The following is an 18,922-nucleotide window of genomic DNA, read 5'->3' on the forward strand; positions in this document are numbered from 1 at the left end:
GCCGTCCCGTGCTCAGGGGGACGGGACGGCCCCGCCCAGCGCGGCCCGCAGCAGCGGCGCGGCCCGCTCCCCGATGAGCACGTGCGCCGGGCCGTCGGGGTGCAGCCGGTCGCGCATCGGCAGGCGCTCGGCGTTCTCCGGGCCGTACAGGTCGCGCCCGTCGACGTAGGTGAGCGCCGCGTCGCCGGCCGCCCGCCGCGCGGCGACCACGTCCGCGAGCACGTCGCGGATGGCCGACAGCGTCAGCCGCCCGTCGACGGCGTCCGCGGGGGTGCACCGGGTGGCGAACACGGGCGCGTCGGGCGGCGACGCCGGGTCGATGAAGGTCGGGCCGGGGGTGTCCTCGACGAGCGGGCACAGCAGCGGCGACATGACGACCAGCGGCGTCGTCAGGTGCCCCTCGCGCACGGTGTCGAGGAACCCGTGCACCGCCGGGACGAACGCCCGCAGCCGGAAGCAGTCCTTGTTCACCACGTTGATGCCGACCTTGACGCTCAGCAGGTCGGCGGGCGCGTCCCGCATCGCCCGGGCGGTGAAGGGGTCGAGCACCGCGTTGCCCGAGAAGCCGAGGCTGACCAGGTCCAGCCCCGCGCGGCGCGCCGCGACGGCCGGCCACGTCGTCGCCGGGCTCGCCGCGGCCGCCCCGTGGCTGATCGACGAGCCGTGGTGCACCCACCGGGGCGCGGCCGGGACCACGGTCGCCGGCGGCTCCACCGGCGCGTCGGCCCGCAACGCGTGCAGCACGACGGTCTCCCCCGTCGGCAGCCACACCTCGACGTCGGCCGGCTCGTCGCCCCGCCCGTCGGTCGGCCCCACGCCCGTCCGCAGCGCGAGCGTCACGGTCGTGCGCGGTCCCGGCCGGGCGGTCGTCGCCCCCGTGAGCGGGTCCAGCGCCACCGTCCCGGACGGGCCGGCCGCGCCGCACCCCTCCGGCTGCGCGACGAGCGCCCCGCCGACGAGCACGTCCCACGGCCCGGGCGCCGCCGGCGGCAGGGGGTGCGTCACGGTCCGCAGCACGGACACGTCGAGGGTGACGCGGTCGGCGGCGGTGCGGAAGCGCAGCCGCACCCCCGACGGCTGCTCGTCGCACAGCGCGACGAACCCGTCCGGGAACTGCGCGCGTGCCGCGGCGGGCAGCCGGTGCGGCAGCACGCCGCTGCCCGGCACGTCCTCCAGCCAGGCGGCGCCCCGGACCTCGACGCGGGGATCGGGGAACGGGACGACGGACGCGCTCACCGCGGCTGCGGCGTCGTCGGCAGCCCGGCCGCCCGGAGCTGGTCCTCGAGGTGGAAGACCTCCTCGAGGACCTGGAACCCCTCGTCCGGGTTGCCGGGGTCGACGAAGAACGCGCTCATCTCCGCCTGCCAGCGCGGGTTGACGGCCGTGCGCGTCATGGCCTCCTGGGCCGCCGCGTAGTCGTCCGTCTCGAGGTGCCCGACGAGCAGCCCGTCGGACGACAGGTGCAGGAAGTAGTCCCGCCACCCCGTGTCCCGCAGCGCCTCGAGCATCTCCGGCCACACCGCCGCGTGCCGGGCCCGGTACTCCTCGAGCCGGTCCGGCCGGACCCGGGAGATGAAGCAGACGCGCGCCATCGGTGCTCCTCGTCGCTGGGGCGACCCGCCCTCGGGCCGCCGGTCCCGGCGCACGCTAGGAACGCCGTCCCACCCCGTCAAGCCGCCGCGCCACCCCGGCAGCCCTGGACAGGCAAGCGCTTACCGATAGGCTTGCGATCGCACCCCGTCCCGCCCGGACCGACCGGCCGGGACCTCCGCGAAGGAGCGGCCGTGACCCAGGAGCCCCCCACCCGCCCGCTGCGCGTCGCGCTCGTCGGCACCGGCGCCATCGCGCACGCGCACGCGGCCGCCGTCGCGGCCGACCCGGGGGCGGAGGTCGTCGCCGTCGCCGACCCGGCCGCGGAGGTGCGCGCGACCTTCACCGAGCGGTTCGGCGTCCCGCGGACCTACCCCGACCTGGCTGCGCTGCTCGCCGGCGAGGCCGGCGTCGACGTCGTGCACCTGTGCACCCCGCCCGGCCTGCACCGCGACCAGGCCGTGCAGGCGCTGAGCGCGGGCGCGCACGTCGTCTGCGAGAAGCCCCCCGTCCTGTCCCTCACCGAGCTCGACGACGTGCTCGCCGCCGCGCGGGCGGCGGACCGGCAGTACGCCGTCGTCTTCCAGCAGCGCACCGGCACCGCCGTCGGGCACGTGCAGCGGCTGCTGGCGTCCGGCGAGCTCGGCCGTCCGCTCGTCGGGATCTGCCACACGCTCTGGTACCGCAAGCAGGAGGACTACTACGCCGTGCCGTGGCGCGGGCGGTGGGCCACCGAGGGCGGTGGCCCCCTGCTGGGGCTCGGGATCCACCAGCTCGACCTGCTGGCCTTCCTGCTCGGCGACTGGGCGGAGGTCGACGCGCGCGCGTTCCGGCTCGACCGCGACGTGGAGACGGAGGACACCTCGGTGGCGACCGTCCGGTTCGCGAACGGTGCCGTGGTCTCCGTCGTGACGACCGCCCTCGCCCCGCGGCAGACGAGCTACGTGCGCGTCGACACCACGACGGCGACGGTCGAGGTCGAGCACCTGTACGGGCACGACGCCTCCTCCTGGCGGCTCACCCCCGCACCGGGGCGGACCGGTGGCGAGCACCCCGAGGCGCCCGCGTCCTGGGCGCTGCCCGCCGACGACGAGCCGAGCGGCCACGTCCCGCTCCTGCGCGCGGTGTACGACGCGCTGCGCAGCGGCGGGCCGCTGCCGCCCGTCGCGGCCGAGCCGTACCGGTCGCTGGAGCTGGTGACGGCGATCTACGCCTCCGCCGCGCTGGGCCGGCCGGTGACGCCCGCGGACCTGGCGCCCGGTTCCCCGCTGCGCGACGGGTTCGCGCACGACGGCGTCGAGGACCTGCGCGCGCTGTCCACGCACCGGTCCTGACGCCGAGCCGGCGTCGGCATCAGGACGCCGGCGCCCAGACATCAGGACGCCGGCGCCCAGCCCGGGTCACGACCGGCGAAGCCGAGCAGGCGGTCCAGCGGGGATGCCCCGTCGGGCACCGGCACCTCCGGGCCGAAGAACCCGTCGGGCCCCCCGCGGTACTCCGGCGCGATCATCCCGCCGAAGAAGGCGTGCGCGGTGCTCGCGGCGTCCGCGGGCGGTGACCACGGGCGCCCCAGGGCCGTCGCGAGGTCCCACCCGTGCACCACGTACTCCCCGAGCACCATGCCGGTGGCGCCGGGACCGGCCATCCGGGACTGCGACACGACGACCTCGCCGGCCAGGACCCCGCCGGCCAGGGCGTCGTCGAGCCGGGAGGCCGCCGTCCGCACCACCTCCACCGGCTCCCGCCCGTCGGCGGCGGCGCGGAAGGCCGCCGGGTCGGGGCGCGGTCCGCGCCGCGCCGGGTCGGCGAAGGCCACCCCGAAGAAGTCGAGCCACCCGAGCACGTGGTCCTGCAGCGCGGCGACGTCGTAGTCGCGGCACGGCGTCGGCCGGGCCAGGTCCTCCGGCCGGACGGCCGCGACGACGTCGGCCAGGGCGGCGAGCACGGGTGCCAGCAGCGCGCGGGCGGTCGCCGGGTCGTGCAGCGCGGGGGGCGCCTCGGCGGGGAACAGCGGCGGCAGCTCGTCGTCGACGGCGGGAGGGGCGGCTGAAGAGGCGGCGGGAGGGGTTGCGGGGGGCGTGTCGGTCGTCATGCCCGCGACGCTAGGCCCGCCCGCGGACACGGCGATTGAAGGAACGCGACAGGCGCGCACGGGCCCGCCCTACGGTGGCCCCGTGCCGGCCGACCCGCCCCTGCCACCCGTGCCGTCCCGCGACGACACGCGCGGCATCGTCGACCCACCGGCCATGCGCGCCGTGGCGACCCTCGAGCGCTACCCGCCGGGCCCGGTGCTGGAGGGGCTCGTCGACTGGTTCTGGGCGGTCCGCTGGGAGCTGCCGCCCGAAGCGGTGCACGTGCAGCGCGTCCTCACGCACCCCGCCTCGCACCTCAGCGTCGGGACCGTCGACCGGGCCGGACGCGTCCTCGACCCGGCCGGCGCCCGCGTGTACGGGGTGCGCAGCCGGCTCGACGAGCGGCGGCTCGTCGGGACGGGCTGGACCGTCGCCGCGAAGACCTCCGGCGGGCTGGCGGCCCTCACCGGCCGGCCCGCGCACACCCTCCGCGACGCGGAGGTGCCGCTCGACGAGGTGCTGGGGCCGGTCCTGGGGCCGGTCCCGCGCGCGGTCACGGCAGGCGCCGCACCCGACGCACCCGACGGCTCGGCGGTCGGTCGCCTCGTCGCGGACGCCGGCGACGAGGCCGCCCGCGTGGACGCCCTGCGGACCCTGCTCGAGCGGGTCGTCGCGGCCCGCCCCGCGGCGGTCCTGGCGCAGGCCCGGGCCGTCACCGCCGTCGCCGCCCTGGCCGAGCGCGACCGGGAGGTGCTGCGGGTCGAGACGCTCGCGGCCGCGGCCGGCACGGGCGTGCGGACCCTGCTGCGCCTCTTCGCCGAGCACCTGGGCGTCAGCCCGGCCTGGGTGGTGCGGCGCTGGCGGATCGTCGAGGCGGCGGACCGGGCCGGCCGGGGAGAGGTCGTGGCGTGGGCGGACCTGGCCGCCGAGCTCGGCTACGCGGACCAGGCGCACCTCGTGCGCGACTTCCGGGCGCACCTCGGCACGACGCCTGCGGCCTACGCCCGCTCGGTGGCGGCCCCGGCGACGACCTGACGCCGGCGGACCTCCGCGAGGATGGGCCACGTGCCCTACGTCGTCCTCGCCCCCGCGCCCGGCGGCCCGGGAGGCGGCTGGGACCTGGTCGACGTGGACGACGAGGGGACCACCGGCGCGAGGGCTCGCGTCGCGGCGTCGGGCCTGGCCGCCGCCGTGGCGGCGCGGGAGGCGCGAGAGGATCGCGACCGTCCCCGCTGGGTGTGGGACCGCACGGCGCTGCGCTACCCGCCCCTGCTCGCCGCCGGCGTCCGCGTCGAGCGCTGCCACGACCTGGCCCTCGCGGACGCCGTGCTGCGCGCCAGCACCCGGTGCACGCCCCCGCCGCACGACGGGGCGATCCTGCCCGCGGCCACGCCGCCGGCGACGATGGCGCCGGCCGACGCCGCCCCCACGCTGTTCGACGCGGTCGCCACGGAGGACCCCGGCCCCGGCGTCGCCCCCGCCCCGGGCGACGGGCCCGGCGCCGACGCGCTCGTCGCCGCCCTGCGCCACCAGCTCGCGGCGCTCGCCACCGACGCGGAGCCCGGCCGGCTGCGCCTGCTCCTGGCGGCGGAGTCGTCCGGCGCCCTCGTCGCCGCCGAGATGGAGCACGACGGCCTGCCGTGGGACGTGGCCGAGCACGACCGGCTCCTCACCGGGCTGCTGGGGCCCCGACCACCGACCGGCCGGCGCCCGGCAGGGCTGGAGGCCCTGGCCGACGAGGTGCGCGAGGCACTGTCCCAGCCCGCGCTGAACCCCGACTCGCAGCCGGAGCTCCTCGCGGCCCTGCGGCGGGCGGGCTGCCCGGTGGCCTCGACGAGCCGGTGGGAGGTCCGGCGGCTCGAGCACCCCGTCCGCGAGCCGCTGCTGGCGTACAAGAAGCTGTCCCGCCTGCTCGGGGCCAACGGCTGGGCGTGGATGGACCGCTGGGTCCGCGAGGGGCGGTTCCGCGCCGGGTACGTCGTCGCGGGCGTGGTCAGCGGCCGGTGGGCCACGAGCGGCGGCGGCGCCCTGCAGCTGCCGAAGGAGGTCCGCGGGGCCGTGCGCGCCGACCCGGGCTGGCGTCTCGTCGTCGCCGACGCCGCGCAGCTCGAGCCGCGCGTGCTCGCCGCGATGAGCGGCGACCGGGCGATGGCGGCCGCGGGGCGCCACCGCGACCTGTACCAGGGCGTCGTCGACGCCGGCACCGTCGCCACCCGCGACGAGGCCAAGTACGCGATGCTCGGCGCGATCTACGGGGCGACCTCGGGGGCCGGCGGCGCACTCATGCCGCGGCTGACCCGCGCCTACCCGCAGGCGGTCGCGCTCGTCGAGGACGCCGCCCGCGCGGGTGAGCGCGGCGAGGTCGTCACCACCTGGCTCGGCCGGTCCTCCCCGCCCCCGGGGCCCCGGTGGCGCGACGAGGTGGCCGCCGCGACCGACGAGGGCTCGTCGGCCGACGAGGTGCGCGCGGCGCGCCGCCGGGCGCGCGACCAGGGCCGCTTCACGCGCAACTTCGTGGTCCAGGGCACCGCCGCGGAGTGGGCGCTGTGCTGGCTGGCGTCCCTGCGCCGCCGCCTGCGCGCGCTGCCGGTCGACGGGCCCGGGCGCGCACCGCACCTGGTCTTCTTCCTGCACGACGAGGTGCTGGTGCACACGCCGGCACCGCTCGCGGACGCCGTGGCCGACGCGGTGCGGGCCGCCGCCGACGAGGCCGGGCGGCTGCTCTTCGGCGCCGTCGGCGTCGAGTTCGCCCTCGACGTCGCGGTGGTGGGCTCCTACGACGAGGCCCCGTGACGCGCCACGACGCCCCTCCTCGACCAGGTGCCGGGGAGGGGCGTCGCGGCCGGTCGCAGGACCGGTGCGGGGGTCGGCGCAGTCGGTCGGCGCGGGCGGTCGGCGCAGGCGGTCAGCGCAGGCGGAACAGCGCGCCCAGCGTCGAGCCGTCCTGCGTCGTCACCGTGAGCCGGTAGGTGCCCGGGGTGCTCGGCGTCCGCCACGTGTGGACGAAGTGCCCGGCCGCCGCGTCGTACCGCAGGCCCGTGGCCCCGGTGCCGACCGCCTCGACCTCGTCCGTCGGCGTCCCGCCCGGCACGGCGGCCCGGGCCACCGTCACCGAGGCGACGACCGCCGGGTCCACGAGCTCGAGGTCGCCCTGGAGGACCTCGAACCTCACCGGCACCGTGCTGCCGGCACGGGCGGTGTTCACCACGCCGCCCATGTCGACGGGGGCCGCGAACCCGACGATCGTCCACGGCCGGACCTCGAACGACCGCGAGACCGGGGCGGCGGCCAGCCACCCGTGGTCGCCGGCCTGCGTCGCGGTGACGGTGCACGTCCCGGCCCGCGTCGGGGTGACGGTGGTCCCCTCGACCGTGCACGCGCCCTCCGCCGTCAGCGTCACCGGCAGGCCGGACGACGACGAGGCCACCGCCTCGACCGACGCCGTCTCGCCGAAGAGCACGTCGCCCAGCGGCTCGAGCGACACCGTCTGCGCCTGCGGCACCTGCTCGACGGTCAGCCAGCTCACCTGGATGTCGGGCGAGCGGGTGGGGGCGACCGTCACGGTGATCGTGCCGTCCGCGCCCACGACGACGCCCGGGTAGGCGTCCGCGACGGGCGTGGCGGTGAAGAGCTGCTGCTCGTCGACGACCTTGCCGTTGATGCTCACGCGGGCGGCGCGGTTGGCCTGCGGCCACGGGTCGTACCAGCCGGCGCGCACGGTGTAGGTGCCGGCGTCCAGGCCCGTGAACGTGTAGACGAGCGGCTGCTTGTCCCTCGCCCACCGCAGCGTCGTGTCGATCGTGCCCAGGGCGGTGCCCTCGGTGCCGCTCGCGCCGGTGAAGCCCCAGCGGGCGCCGGTCACGGGGTCGGTGCCGAGCGGCTGCTCGGGCGCGCTGTTGAGCAGCGGCCGGTCCGCCTGCGCGACGCCGACGAGCGCCGTCCAGTCCGCCGTCGCCGTCCCGCCCGCGTTCACCGCGTAGCGCAGCCCCGCCGGCACGACGAGCACCGACCGGGAGAAGGTCCGGCCGTCGGGCAGCGTGGCCCGCGCGGTGCGGACGCCGGGGGCGCCGATGCTCGCGGCGTCCCAGCGGACGGCCTGCGTCGTCGTCGTGCCGCCGCTCGTCACCTGCACCTGCGCCGGCAGCCCGGCCGTGTCGCCGAGCGTCACGTGGTCCGGCATCGTCACCGCGACGTCCCACGGCTCGTACGTCGGCAGGTCGCCGAGGTCCCACTCCGCGGGGTTCGTCAGCGACAGGTCACCGGCCTCGCCCGACAAGGTCACCGGCAGCCACACGTAGGGCGCGTTCGACAGGTCGTCGGGCGTCCAGCGGTCGCCCATGTAGACGAACTTCCCGCGGGCGGGGTCGATCGGGATGATCGACGTGCTCTGCGAGCGGAACGTGTTCTCCGCGCCGGCCCCGGTGATGGGGTTCCCGCGGTCGGTCCACGTGCCGAGGATGCTCGTCGCCGTCGCGTACCGCGCCGGGTTCGGGTCCCAGCCCGTCGCGCCCGAGGTCACGAGGTAGTACGTGCCGTCCTGCTTCATCATCGCCGGCGCCTCGCGCTGGGCGCAGGGCAGCGTGCGGACGAAGTCGACGCCCTGGACCGCGGTCTCCGGGGTGGCCGACAGGTACGTGTAGTCGCTGTTCAGCTTCGAGATGTACATCGTCCGGTTCTCCTCGGACGAGTAGATGATGTAGCCGGTGCCGTCGGTGTCGACGAAGAGGTTCATGTCGCGGGCCATGCCGCCGGCCGGGTCGAAGGCCGAGCCGGTACCGCACCACGGCACGGAGCCGCTGGGCACGCGGTTGAGCCGGTAGGAGTCGATCCACCGGAACGGGCCCGTGGGCGAGTCGGCGACCGCCACGCCCGCCTCGGCGCGCGCGTAGGTGGACGTCTGGTCCTTCGTCGCCGGGCCGTCGGAGTGGACCCACATGACCCACTTCTCGGTGACCTCGTTGTAGATGACCTTCGGGCGCTCGAGGATCGCGGGCGCGGCCCAGCCGTCGGTGCGCACGCGGTTCGTCGACAGGTCCCGCCAGACGACCTCGCGCTGCGCGTCGGTGTAGCCGCCGTAGAGCGCCGAGAAGTAGGGGTCGGACGCGAACTGGTCCTGCGAGCTCATCGCGCGCAGCGCCAGGCCCTCGTCGGTCCAGTTGTAGAGGTCGCGCGAGGAGTAGACGTGCACGCCGGGGCTGTCGTAGTAGCCCTTGCTGCGGTCCTCGCCGTACCAGTACCAGATGCGCTCGCCGGCGGCGTCGGTCGCGGGGACCACCTGGCCCCCGTGGGCGTTGATGACGCGGCCCTGGTCGTCGAGCCAGGGCTGGCCGGGGCGGAAGGAGTCGTAGGTGACCACGGGCCGCAGGGCGGCGGTCGCACGCACGACGGCGTCGGAGGCGGCGGCCAGGGCGACGGCGTCGGTCGACCCGGCGTCGAGCAGGCGCTGCGCGGCGGCCAGCGCGGCGTCGAGGTCCGCCACGGAGTCGTCCGCGTACCCCGCGCGCTCGGTGGCGGTGAGCGTCGCGTCGGCGATCCGGGCGGCCAGCAGCTCCGGCGTCCACGTCGGCTTCGCCTTCACCACGACCCAGCTCACCAGCGGGTCGGCGTCGCGGCCGGTGCGGTTCGCGGGGCTGCCGACGGCCACGTCGAGCGTGCCGTCGCTGACGTCCACGGCGTACGTCTTGGCCAGCGGCGTGGTGCCGGTGGCGAACTGCTCGCGCACCGCGCCCTCGGTCACGGCGGTGACCGTGCGGCTGCCCCAGGCGCTGGGCACGGCGAACCCGAAGGTCACGTCGTAGGACCCGGCGGGCACGTCGAAGGCGTAGGCCACCCGCCGCGACGGCAGCGAGGAGCCGGCGGGCTCGTCGTCGTAGAGCAGCGTGGCGGTCTTCTCGAGGCCGGCCGCGGTGCGCGGCACGGGGTTGGACGTCGCGTCGACGACGTAGCCCCAGCGGGTCCGGGTGCCCGGATCCTCGCCGAGCCGCTGGTCGGTCCGCGACTGGTACAGGCCCAGGTGGTCCCCGGCGGCCACGCCCCCGGTGTCTGTCGCGCCGGCGTTGGCGAAGTAGAGCGTGAAGTCGGCGGCGACGAGCGCCTCCGGCGTCAGCGCGGGGAAGGTGCTCGCGGCCACGGCGGGCGGCGCGGCGGCGGTGGTGAGGGCCAGGGCGGCCCCGAGCCCGGCGGCGACGAGGCCGGCGCGGCCCCGTCCTCGTCGTCCGGGCTGCGCCCCGGCGGGCGCGGCGTGCGGGGGTAGGACGTGCATGTGCGGTGGTGCTCCCTGTCGTCGTCGACGGTACGGGGCTCACACAAGCACCGCCGGCGAGCGGTTCCCACCGATCCGAACAGAGTCGAACACCCGACCCCCGCCGCCCGGCTCAGGGCAGCAGCGGCAGCCGCCCGACGATCCTGTCGACGCGGTTGCGCGGCCCCACGACGCCGACCGCGAGAAGACCCAGATCCTCGCCCGTCGCGCCGGCCACCGCCGCGAGGTACTCGTCGTAGACGCGGGTCGTCTGCGCCGCCTCGGGCATGTCCGCGACGAAGACGTCCGCCGCGGCCGCGGCCTTCGCGCGCAGGGCGACGAGCGCCGCCGCCGGGGCCACCAGCACCGTGCACCCCGCCCATGGCAGCCCCGGGTGCACCGACCCGTCGGCGTCGCGGGCGTCCGGCCCCAGCAGCCCGGTCACGGCCCGGGAGGTGGCCGCCGCGACGCAGACGGCCGCGTTGACGGCGCGCCCGGGCGGCAGCTCCTCGGCGACCACGACGACCCACTTCAGGCGGGCGGACCGGGTCGGCTCCGCCGTCCGGATCTCGTCCGGGGCGAAGCCGACCGGGGTCCCGGTGATCGCCTGCTGATCTTCTGCGGTGACGTTCGTGCGTTCCATGGTCCGGACGCTAGCGATGTCCTCGCCCCGCTCGCCGTCGGGGCGAACGAACGACGCCTAGAGTGCCCGGATGGCCCACCTCGACGAGATTGATGCGGCGATCCTGCGGGAGCTGCAGGCGGATGCTCGCCGGACCAACCGGGACGTCGCCGCCGCGGTCGGCATCGCACCCACCACCGCGCTCGAGCGCACGCGGTCGCTGCGGGACCGCGGCGTGATCCGCGGCGCCACGCTCGACGTCGACCTCGCGAGCATCGGCCGCCCCGTGCAGGCCCTCGTGGCCGTGCGCATCCGGCCGCCCTCCCGCGCGCGGATCGAGGGCTTCCGGACCTGGGTCGCCGCCCTGCCCGAGGTCGTCGGCGTCTTCGTCACCAGCGGCACCGAGGACTTCCTCGTCCACGTCGCGGTCCCGGACAACCAGCACCTCTACGCGTTCGTCATCGACCGCCTCACCGAGCGCCCGGAGATCGCCGACGTGCGCACGTCCGTCGTCTACGAGCACCTCCGCACGGCGGCGGTCGCACCGGCGCCGGATCCCGAGCGGGCGCCGCGCGGGCCGCAGGCGCGCCGGCGGCGCTAGGTGTACTGCCCAGGCAGGTTGGTCAACCTGGTGATCGGTGGGACCTTGCCGATCGCTGAGTGGGGCCGGTGGTGGTTGTACTGGTGGAGCCATCCTGGCAGGGCGGCGCGGCGGGCGGTCTCGGACTTGTAGTGCCGGGCGAAGGCCCAGCCGGCGGCCATGGTGCGGTGGAACCGTTCGATCTTGCCGTTGGTCTGCGGCCGGTACGGACGCGTCTTCTTCACGGTGATCGCGAGCTCGGCGCAGGCGTCGCGCCATGCGTGGGACTTGTAGGCCGACCCGTTGTCGGAGAGCACCCGCTCGACGCGCACGCCGCGGGCGGCGAACCAGACCACCGCCCGGCGCAGCACACCCACGGCGGTGGCCGCGGTCTCGTCGTCGTGGATCTCGGCGTAGGCCACCCGGGAGTGGTCGTCGATGACCGTGTGAACGAACGCGGTGCCCATCTTGGGGTCACGGTGCGCATTCTTCGGCTTCCCCGCAGTGGCAGCGCGGTGCCGCTTGCCCTGCTGGCGCCCGACGAAGCGCCACCCGCCGCCGTCGGGGATGTTGCCGAGCTTCTTGACGTCCACGTGCAGCATCGCCCCGGGGCGTTCGTGCTCGTAGCGGCGGATCGGCTCGCCGGTGCGGATGTCGACGTGCGAGAGCCGGTTCAGCCGGCACCGCACCAGCACCGCGTGCACGGTCGAGGCCGCCATGCCCACCCGGGCGCCGATCTCGATCGGTGACAGTCGCTTCTTCCACCGCAGGTGCACCACCCGGCGGACTTGGTGCGGCGGGGTCCGATTCGCGACCCGGTACGGGCGGCTCGAGCGGTCGCTCATGCCCTCGGCCCCGGCCTGCCGGTACCGGTCAGCCCACCTCTTGGCGGTCGGCCAGGACACGTCGTACCGGCGGGCGGCCACCGCGACCGGCCAATCCTCCTCGACGATCAGACGCGCCAACCGCAGACGCGCACGCGGAGTCAGAGCAGCGTTAGCGTGGGACACGAAGACCTCCTGGTCGTGGTGCGGAACGTCAGCAGCTCCACTCCACGACCGGAGGTCTTCGTCGTCCACGACCGCTACCGCGTGTCGTCACACCCGCTCAACCAACCTGCCTGGGCAGTACAGCTAGGACGGGAGCCCGGCCTCAGACCGGCCGGCGCTCCGCCCGGCGGGGCGGCCGGAGCCCGTCGAGGAGGACCTGCACGTGCCGCTCGACCCTCCCGTCGTCGTCCGCGACCGGCGCCAGCCCGGCCGCCAGGCCGAGCACGAGCAGCGGGATGTCGTCGGCGTCCACGTCCGGCCGGACGGCTCCCGCCGCACGGGCCCGGCGCAGCAGCAGCCCGACGGCCTCGTCCAGCTCGGCGGCCGGCCCCGGGTCGCGGGCGGCGCCGGGACCGGCCCCGGTCAGGGCGGCCCGGACGGCGTCGTCGTGCAGCACCCCGCGCACGACGACGCCCACCACGCGCGCGAACCCCGCCGCCGGGTCGGGGTCGGCCCCACCCGCCCGGACGTCGGCCACCAGACGCCGGGTGCCCTCCTCCCCGAGCGCCGCCAGGAGCGCGTGCTGCGTCGGGAAGTGGCGGTAGGCGGTGCCGGTGCCGACGCCGGCCAGCCGGGCCAGGTCCTTCAGCGCCGGCAGCGGCGACCCGTCGCACACCTGCCGGCGGGCGACCTCGAGCAGGTGCGCCCGGTTGCGGGCGGCGTCGGACCGACGCGTGGCGCCGCCAGGCGCCACGCCCTCGCCGGCCGCGCCCTGGTGACCGGTGCGTCCAGCGGGCTCGGGAGCTGCTCGCCGGCGCCCTCGCCGCCGCCGGTGCCCGCGTCGTCATGGCCGTCCGGTCCCCGGAGGAGGGGGCGGCCGTGCGCGACCGTCTGGCCCGCAGGGCCCCGCGCGACGCCCTCGAGCTGGCCCCGCTGGACGTCGCCGACCTCGACAGCGTCCGCCGTCTCGCCGCCGCGCTCGCCGGCCGCCGCATCGACGTCCTCGTCAACAACGCCGGGGTAGGGAACATCGACCGCAGCACGACGCCCCAGGGGTACGAGACCCAGCTGGCCACGAACCACCTCGGCCCGGCGCTGCTGGCGCGGCTGCTGCACGACGGGCTCGCCGCCTCGCCGGACCCCCGGGTCGTCACCACGGGGTCGAACATGTACCGGCACGTGCCGGTCCGGCTGGGCCCGGAGGACCTGGACGGGCGTCGGCGCTACTCGCGCGGTGGCACCTACGCCCGGACGAAGACCCTGCACATGGTGTGGGCGGTCGAGCACGGGCGGCGGCTCGAGGCCGTCGGCTCTCCGGTGCGGTCGGTCGTCGCGCATCCCGGGATGGTGCGGACGCCGATGAACACCCGTCTCGAGCGCCGCCGTGACCGGGCCCTCGGGGCGGTGCTCGCCCGGCTGTGGCAGGCGCGCGAGCCCGAGGAGGGCGTCGTGCCGCTGCTGTGGGCCGCCACGTCGCCGGACGTCGACCCCTCACGCTTCGCCGGCCCGGGCACCACCGCGGACGGCACCGCCGTGCGCTCCGACCCGTTCCGGGCACCCGTCACGGACCGCTCGCTGGCATCGTGGGTGTGGGACCGCACGGAGCAGCTGGTCGCCTGACCGGTGCGGGGGCACGCCCGCTGGCCGACGCTCAGCCGCCGACGCGCCAGGTCTGCAGCCGGCCGCACATGCCGTAGCGGCGCGGGCCGGGTACGGGGGCCAGGGCGCGCGCACCGGCGGCGGCCAGGTGCGGCGCCGCCCCGGCGACGAGGTCCGTCAGCGCGACGTCCGTCGCCCGGGCCCCGGCGCCGACGGAGGCCTCCCACACCTCGCGCCAGCGCGGCACCCGCGCGCGGACCAGCGCGACGGCGGCCGCGTGCAAGGGTGCCAGCGCCTCGGCCGCCCCGTGCCGGCCCACCGCGTCGAGCAGCTCGCCGTACCCCTCAAGGGCGAGGTCCCGCCGCCGACGGGCCGCCGCGGCCCGCCCCTCGTCGGGCGCCTCCGGCCCGGGCAGCGCGACGGCCGCCGCGTACGCCGCCGGGTCCGCCAGCACTGCCGCCGGGAACGTCAGCACGGCGTCGCCGGCCTCCGGGAGACCGGCGTTCGACATGAGCACGAGCACGTCGAGGTCCCCGTCGTTGACGGCCCGGTGCACGGTCCCCGGCGTGAAGGACACGACCGCCCCGGGGGCCAGCGCGTGCTCCCGGAACCCGTCCGCGCCGACGGTGTGCACCGCCCCCGCCCCGCCCAGCACGACGTAGGCCTCCGTGGACGCCAGGTGCAGGTGCGGCGACCCACTGCCGACGAGCCCGACGCCGTCGGGCGCCGGCCAGTCGTAGACGGCGAGCCGGCTCAGCGAGACACCGCCGGGCAGCGCGGGCCCGACCCCTGTCGGGCCCGTCGTCACAGCACCGACCGGCCGAGGTCGGCGAGGGCCTGCGCGCCCGCGGCGTCGACCTCCCCGTCCGCGACGACGACGGCGTACGAGAACCGCAGCGTGCCCCTGGGCCGGAAGGGCACCTCCGACGAGAAGAACGGCGCCGGGTTGAGGCAGCCGAACCACTCCGTGCGCGCGAACCACTGCGGCGGGTGCGACGGGTTGTCCGCCCCGTCCACCATCACGACGCTCGACGAGCGGCCGACGTCGTCGTGCCGGCCGGTGAAGCCCATCCACGGCGCGCGGGTCCCGCGGACCTCCTCGCCGCCCGCGAAACCCGGGGCGAGCACGGTCCCGCCGGTGAACGACCGCGGCCCGCGCCAGAACAGCCCGCCGTACCCGGCGTTCTCCCGGCCGCGGGTGGTCGGCGAGCCGATCGTCAGGTCCTCGTCCGACACGTTGGTCATCGCGGTGGTGAAGGTGAGCACCCAGGCGTCGGCACGGTCGGCGGGGACGACGACGCGCAGCGCCCGCTCCTCGTCGACCACGTGCTGCCCGTCCTGCGTGTGCCAGGCCAGCCGGTGCGCCAGCGCGGCGCCGTCCCCCGTCGCCTCCAGCGCGACGAGCGCCTGGTGGTCCATCGACCCGTCGTTGTCGAGCTGCCGGTAGCCCTCGCCGTGCACGTACGTCGGGCCGCCCCAGAAGTTGTGCTCCCCCACCACGGGCAGCGACCACGCGACGCCCTTGTGCCAGACGTGGTCGTGCGGGCGGAAGGCCGTGACGAGGTCGCCGCCCCGCGTGCGCACGGGGTGCAGGTAGGGCCGCGGGCTCTCGAGCTGCACGTCGTCGGGCACGTACACGTACCGGGCCAGCGTCACGTCCCCGGCGACGAAGGACACCGCCTCGCCCACCTCGTGCAGCACCCGGACCGGACCGCGCGGCTCCAGCCGGGGCAGCGCCCTCGTCGTGCCCGTCGTCGTCACGCCAGCTCCTCCCCGAGCTCGAGGTCCTCCACGAGCACGGCCTGGCCGGTGACGAGCGAGCGGTTGCCCGCGATCCCCACCGCCACGGCCTTGAGCCCGTCGCGGTACCCGGCCGCGCGGCCGAGGGGGTCGTCGCCCAGCCGCAGGTCCCGGCGGAAGACGTCCTTGAGCAGGATCGCGTCACCACCGCCGTGCCCGCCGATGCCGGCCGGGATCGGCACGTCCTGGGTGCGGTGCCAGTGCGTCTGCACCGTCAGCCGCTCGCCCTCGGGCCGCAGCGGGTCGGTGGTGGCCGCCCCCGGCGTGGCCGAGGGGTCGAGGACCGCGTTGCCGTCCTCGTCGAGCTCGACGAACCCGCGCTCGACGACCTCGAGCTCCGCGCGCCCGGCGGTGCCGTTGACGGTGACGCGGTAGCCCTCCCACGGGGAGTGGGCGTTGAGCGAGTACGTCAGCGTCGCCCCGGACCGGTAGTCCACGACGAGGGAGAGGTTGTCCTCGATGGTGATGCCCGGACCGAACGGGTCCTGGTCGCGGCGGTACCCGTCGTGCGCCTCGGCGTCGAGGTAGAGCGCCTGCAGCCGCGGGTCGGTGCGCAGGTCGAGCGAGAACGGGTCGCCCTCCGCGCCCGTCCCGCGCTCGGGCCGGTCGACGAGGCCGCGGGCGGCGGCGTTCTTGTCGCCGTAGAACCGCAGGGCCCCGGAGGCGAAGACCCGCTCGGGCACGTCGTCGATCCACCAGTTGACGAGGTCGAAGTGGTGGCTGGACTTGTGCACGAGCAGGCCGCCGGAGTTGGCCTTGTCCCGGTGCCAGCGGCGGAAGTAGTCCGCACCGTGCACGGTGTCCAGCGCCCACTCGAAGTGCACGCCCGTGACCTGCCCGATCGCACCCGAGCCGATGACCTGCCGCAGCGTCGAGTTCCGGGGCGCGTACCGGTAGTTGAACGTCATGACGACGTCCCGGCCCGTGTCCGCGACGGCCCGCGTGATGCGGCGGCACCCGTCGGCGTCGGTGGTCAGCGGCTTCTCGACGACGACGTCGGCGCCCGCGCGCAGCGCCCGGTCGACGAGCTCGGCGTGCGTGCGGTCCAGGCTCGTGACCACGACGACGTCCACCGCCTGCTCGGCCACCATCGCCTCGAGGCCCTCGGGGGTGTACCGCGGCAGCCCGGCGGGCCCGCCCAGGCCGAGCGCGCGACCGACCTCGGCGTCGTAGAACGCGATCCGCCCGGGGTTCGGGTCGAGCCACGCGACGATCTCGCCGACGTCGGCGTGCTCGCCTGTCAGCGCGCCGACGTACATGCCGGCGCGGTGGCCGGTGCCGGCGACGGCGTAGCGCCGCCGCGGCCGGCCGGCCGGGACCGGCGCGAACTGCGGGACCACGCCCTCGTCGGCCGTGCGGCTGGTGCTCGACGCGGGCGCCGGCGCGGTGGGGTTCTGGTCCAGGGGGCTGCGGTCGCTCAACGTGTCCTCGTCCTGCGCGTGGTGTCGGGTCGGGATCGGTCAGGTCGGGATCGGTCGGGTCGGGTCAGCTGCGGGCGGCGCGTCGGTGCTCGACCGCGACGACGGCCAGCGCCAGCAGGCCCGGCACCAGCACCGCGAGCGGCGCCAGCATCCAGGTGAACAGGGCGCACATCGCGAGCGCGAGGACGAGGAGCGCGGACCCCGTCAGGTCGTCCCCGGCTCGACGCGCCCCGGCGCGCAGCACGTCGGCCCAGCGCTCCCCGTCCCGCCACGCCCCGGCGGCGCGCAGCAGGACGACGAGCAGGGCGACCGCGACGAGCGCGCTCACGGCGAGCACCGCCGCGCCGCCGGGCACCGCGCCGGACGCGGCCAGCCGCAGGTCCACCCACAGCAGCCCGAGCAGCACCGTCACGCCGAGGGCGACGGCCCAGACGCCGCGCACTGCCCGCAGGAAGAGCCGGCCCAGGTCCGCCACGGCATCGGGCTCGTCGCCGAGATGCCGGCGCACGTGCGCCACCCCCGCCGCCATCGCCGGCAGCAGCGTCACCACCGGCAGGCTCAGCACCGACACGCCGAGCCCCACCACCAGCACCTCGCCGAACAGCCCGAACGCACCGCCACCGAGGAGCGGCCGCCGCTCGGGTGCCGTGGGGTCGACGGGCCGGCGACGGCTCACGGCAGCGTCAGCTCCGCCTCGGCGAACCATTTGGTGGCGAACTGCTCGGGCGTGAGGCTGCCGTACCCGAGCTCCTCGCCGAGGGACTTCCACTTCGCCTCGAGCGTCCCGAAACCCTCCACGGGCAGCGGCGCCGGCTCGGTGACGAGGTCGGCGACCTGCTCCTCGTAGGCCACCACCTTCGCGTCCACCCCGGCGAGCTCCATGGCGTCGCGCTGGGCGGCCGTCGCCGGCACGCCCTTCGAGGTGCCGAAGATGCGGCCCACCTCGGGCTCGTTGAGGAAGAAGTCGAGCAGCTCGGCGACCTCCTGCGGGTGCTCGGTGTTCGCGCCCGCCGCCATCATGAACGTGCGGCTGAAGAGGGCCGGTCCGTCCTCGCCGGAGGGCATCGGCAGCATGGAGATGTTCTCGGTGCCCGAGTCCGCCACGTAGCCGGCCAGGAAGTTGTCCCAGCTCATCTCCGAGGCGACCTCGTTGACGGTGAAGCCGCCGAGCGGCGCCAGCGCCACGGTGCGCTCCGTCGGGAAGAGCGCACCGTCCGCGCGCAGGTCGTCCGTGAGCGACAGGAACTCCACGACGTCGTCCTCGTCGAACCCGATCCCGCCGTCCTCGGTGAAGGGCGTGACGCCCTGCTGCACGAGCCACTGGAGGAAGAACCAGAACGTGGCGGTGTAGTCGGCGGAGCCGTACAGCGCCGCGCCCTCGTCCGTCGTCGCCCCGGACGCCCGCACGTCGGCGATGAAGGCGTTCAGGTCCTCCCAGGTGTACCCCTCCGGGGGGGCCGCGACGCCCGTGCGCGCCAGCACGTCCTCGTTGACGAACATGGCCAGCATGTTCGTCGCCGTCGGCATCGCGTACGTGCGCCCGTCGAGCGTGGCCTCCGTCAGCAGCGTGTCCTGCAGGCCGGAGGTGTCGATCTCGTCGCCGAGCAGGTCGGTCAGGTCGAGGAGCTGGCCCGTGGCCACGTACTGCCGCAGGTAGGTGGAGTCGATCTGCATGACGTCCGGCAGCGCGCGGGCCGCCGACTCGGTGGAGCGTGCGGTCCAGTAGTCCGAGAACGCCGCGAAGCTCGTGTTCACCGTGATGTCCGGGTGCTGCTCCTCGAAGAGCGCGACGGCCTCCTCGTAGCGGGCCGCCCGGTCGTCGTTGCCCCACCAGACGAGGTCGAGCGTCACCGGGCCCGCGCTCGTCGCCCCCTCCCCGGCTCCACCCGCCGACGGGGACGACCCGTCGGCCGACGAGGTGCCGCCGCAGGCGGCGAGGGCGAGCACGAGACCTGCCGCGGCGACGCCGGCGCGGACGGTGGTGCGGGACACGGGGACCTCCGGGTGG

17 protein-coding genes are annotated in these 18,922 nt (G+C 76.4%); 5 read left to right on the plus strand and 12 right to left on the minus strand.

Annotated elements, in window-relative coordinates:
- Positions 1-12: 12 nt before the first annotated feature.
- Together BM048_RS04965 and BM048_RS04970 are read right to left on the minus strand one after the other, a co-directional pair.
- On the minus strand, positions 13-1,236 hold the full coding sequence (locus BM048_RS04965) for an SGNH/GDSL hydrolase family protein (protein ID WP_090031162.1): 1,224 nt from the start codon (positions 1,234-1,236) through the stop codon (positions 13-15).
- The gene (locus BM048_RS04970; RefSeq protein WP_090031164.1) at positions 1,233-1,592 is read right to left on the minus strand and encodes an L-rhamnose mutarotase; all 360 of its coding nucleotides are present in this window, start codon (positions 1,590-1,592) and stop codon (positions 1,233-1,235) included. The genes BM048_RS04965 and BM048_RS04970 overlap by 4 nt, the downstream gene beginning before the upstream one ends.
- 192 nt (positions 1,593-1,784) lie before the next feature.
- Between BM048_RS04970 and BM048_RS04975 the strand changes: the two genes are divergently transcribed.
- Positions 1,785-2,924 carry a Gfo/Idh/MocA family protein gene (locus tag BM048_RS04975; protein ID WP_090031165.1) on the plus strand — a complete coding sequence of 380 codons (1,140 nt, stop codon included), beginning with the start codon at positions 1,785-1,787 and terminating at the stop codon, positions 2,922-2,924.
- A gap of 41 nt (positions 2,925-2,965) precedes the next feature.
- Here BM048_RS04975 and BM048_RS04980 read toward each other — a convergent pair whose 3' ends face one another.
- The gene (locus BM048_RS04980) at positions 2,966-3,682 is read right to left on the minus strand and encodes a TIGR03086 family metal-binding protein (RefSeq protein WP_090031167.1); all 717 of its coding nucleotides are present in this window, start codon (positions 3,680-3,682) and stop codon (positions 2,966-2,968) included.
- A gap of 82 nt (positions 3,683-3,764) precedes the next feature.
- On the opposite strand from BM048_RS04980, the gene BM048_RS18400 reads away from it, so the two are divergent.
- Together BM048_RS18400 and BM048_RS04990 are read left to right on the plus strand one after the other, a co-directional pair.
- Entirely contained in the window at positions 3,765-4,697 is a 933-nt protein-coding gene (locus BM048_RS18400) for a helix-turn-helix domain-containing protein (protein WP_139224300.1), read from the plus strand.
- 21 nt (positions 4,698-4,718) lie between these two features.
- Positions 4,719-6,455: a bifunctional 3'-5' exonuclease/DNA polymerase gene (locus BM048_RS04990; protein ID WP_090031171.1), complete on the plus strand. Its 1,737-nt coding sequence runs from the start codon at positions 4,719-4,721 to the stop codon at positions 6,453-6,455.
- Positions 6,456-6,567: 112 nt separating this feature from the next.
- Here BM048_RS04990 and BM048_RS04995 read toward each other — a convergent pair whose 3' ends face one another.
- Positions 6,568-9,924, minus strand: a complete 3,357-nt coding sequence (locus tag BM048_RS04995; RefSeq protein WP_090031172.1) for a PxKF domain-containing protein — start codon at positions 9,922-9,924, stop codon at positions 6,568-6,570.
- Between the two features lie 112 nt (positions 9,925-10,036).
- Positions 10,037-10,546 carry a DUF2000 domain-containing protein gene (locus BM048_RS05000; RefSeq protein WP_090031174.1) on the minus strand — a complete coding sequence of 170 codons (510 nt, stop codon included), beginning with the start codon at positions 10,544-10,546 and terminating at the stop codon, positions 10,037-10,039.
- Between the two features lie 70 nt (positions 10,547-10,616).
- Between BM048_RS05000 and BM048_RS05005 the strand changes: the two genes are divergently transcribed.
- Positions 10,617-11,126, plus strand: coding sequence for an Lrp/AsnC family transcriptional regulator (locus BM048_RS05005; RefSeq protein ID WP_090031175.1), 510 nt, complete (start codon positions 10,617-10,619; stop codon positions 11,124-11,126).
- Here the strand turns inward: BM048_RS05005 and BM048_RS05010 are convergent.
- Positions 11,123-12,115, minus strand: coding sequence for an IS481 family transposase (locus BM048_RS05010; RefSeq protein WP_090031321.1), 993 nt, complete (start codon positions 12,113-12,115; stop codon positions 11,123-11,125). The two genes, BM048_RS05005 and BM048_RS05010, sit on opposite strands and share 4 nt — an antisense overlap.
- A 142-nt stretch (positions 12,116-12,257) precedes the next feature.
- Entirely contained in the window at positions 12,258-12,848 is a 591-nt protein-coding gene (locus BM048_RS05015; RefSeq protein WP_090031177.1) for a TetR/AcrR family transcriptional regulator, read from the minus strand.
- 50 nt (positions 12,849-12,898) lie between these two features.
- Here BM048_RS05015 and BM048_RS05020 point away from each other — a divergent pair, with 50 nt between their 5' ends.
- Positions 12,899-13,714: an SDR family NAD(P)-dependent oxidoreductase gene (locus BM048_RS05020; RefSeq protein WP_275407321.1), complete on the plus strand. Its 816-nt coding sequence runs from the start codon at positions 12,899-12,901 to the stop codon at positions 13,712-13,714.
- Between the two features lie 31 nt (positions 13,715-13,745).
- Here BM048_RS05020 and BM048_RS05025 read toward each other — a convergent pair whose 3' ends face one another.
- The 5 genes from BM048_RS05025 to BM048_RS05045 form a co-directional block, all read right to left on the minus strand.
- The gene (locus BM048_RS05025) at positions 13,746-14,501 is read right to left on the minus strand and encodes a cupin domain-containing protein (RefSeq protein WP_239078612.1); all 756 of its coding nucleotides are present in this window, start codon (positions 14,499-14,501) and stop codon (positions 13,746-13,748) included.
- On the minus strand, positions 14,498-15,454 hold the full coding sequence (locus BM048_RS05030; protein WP_239078613.1) for a DUF6807 domain-containing protein: 957 nt from the start codon (positions 15,452-15,454) through the stop codon (positions 14,498-14,500). Before BM048_RS05030 ends, BM048_RS05025 begins: the two co-directional genes overlap by 4 nt.
- Positions 15,451-16,914 (minus strand): Gfo/Idh/MocA family protein, encoded by a 1,464-nt coding sequence (locus tag BM048_RS05035; RefSeq protein WP_373308383.1) that lies wholly within the window; start codon positions 16,912-16,914, stop codon positions 15,451-15,453. The genes BM048_RS05030 and BM048_RS05035 overlap by 4 nt, the downstream gene beginning before the upstream one ends.
- A gap of 64 nt (positions 16,915-16,978) precedes the next feature.
- Complete coding sequence (locus tag BM048_RS05040; protein WP_090031181.1) at positions 16,979-17,590, minus strand: hypothetical protein; 612 nt, start codon at positions 17,588-17,590, stop codon at positions 16,979-16,981.
- The gene (locus BM048_RS05045; RefSeq protein ID WP_239078614.1) at positions 17,587-18,906 is read right to left on the minus strand and encodes an ABC transporter substrate-binding protein; all 1,320 of its coding nucleotides are present in this window, start codon (positions 18,904-18,906) and stop codon (positions 17,587-17,589) included. Before BM048_RS05045 ends, BM048_RS05040 begins: the two co-directional genes overlap by 4 nt.
- Between the last annotated feature and the right edge of the window lie 16 nt (positions 18,907-18,922).

Source organism: Cellulomonas marina, from assembly GCF_900111925.1.
GTDB lineage: Bacteria > Actinomycetota > Actinomycetes > Actinomycetales > Cellulomonadaceae > Cellulomonas > Cellulomonas marina.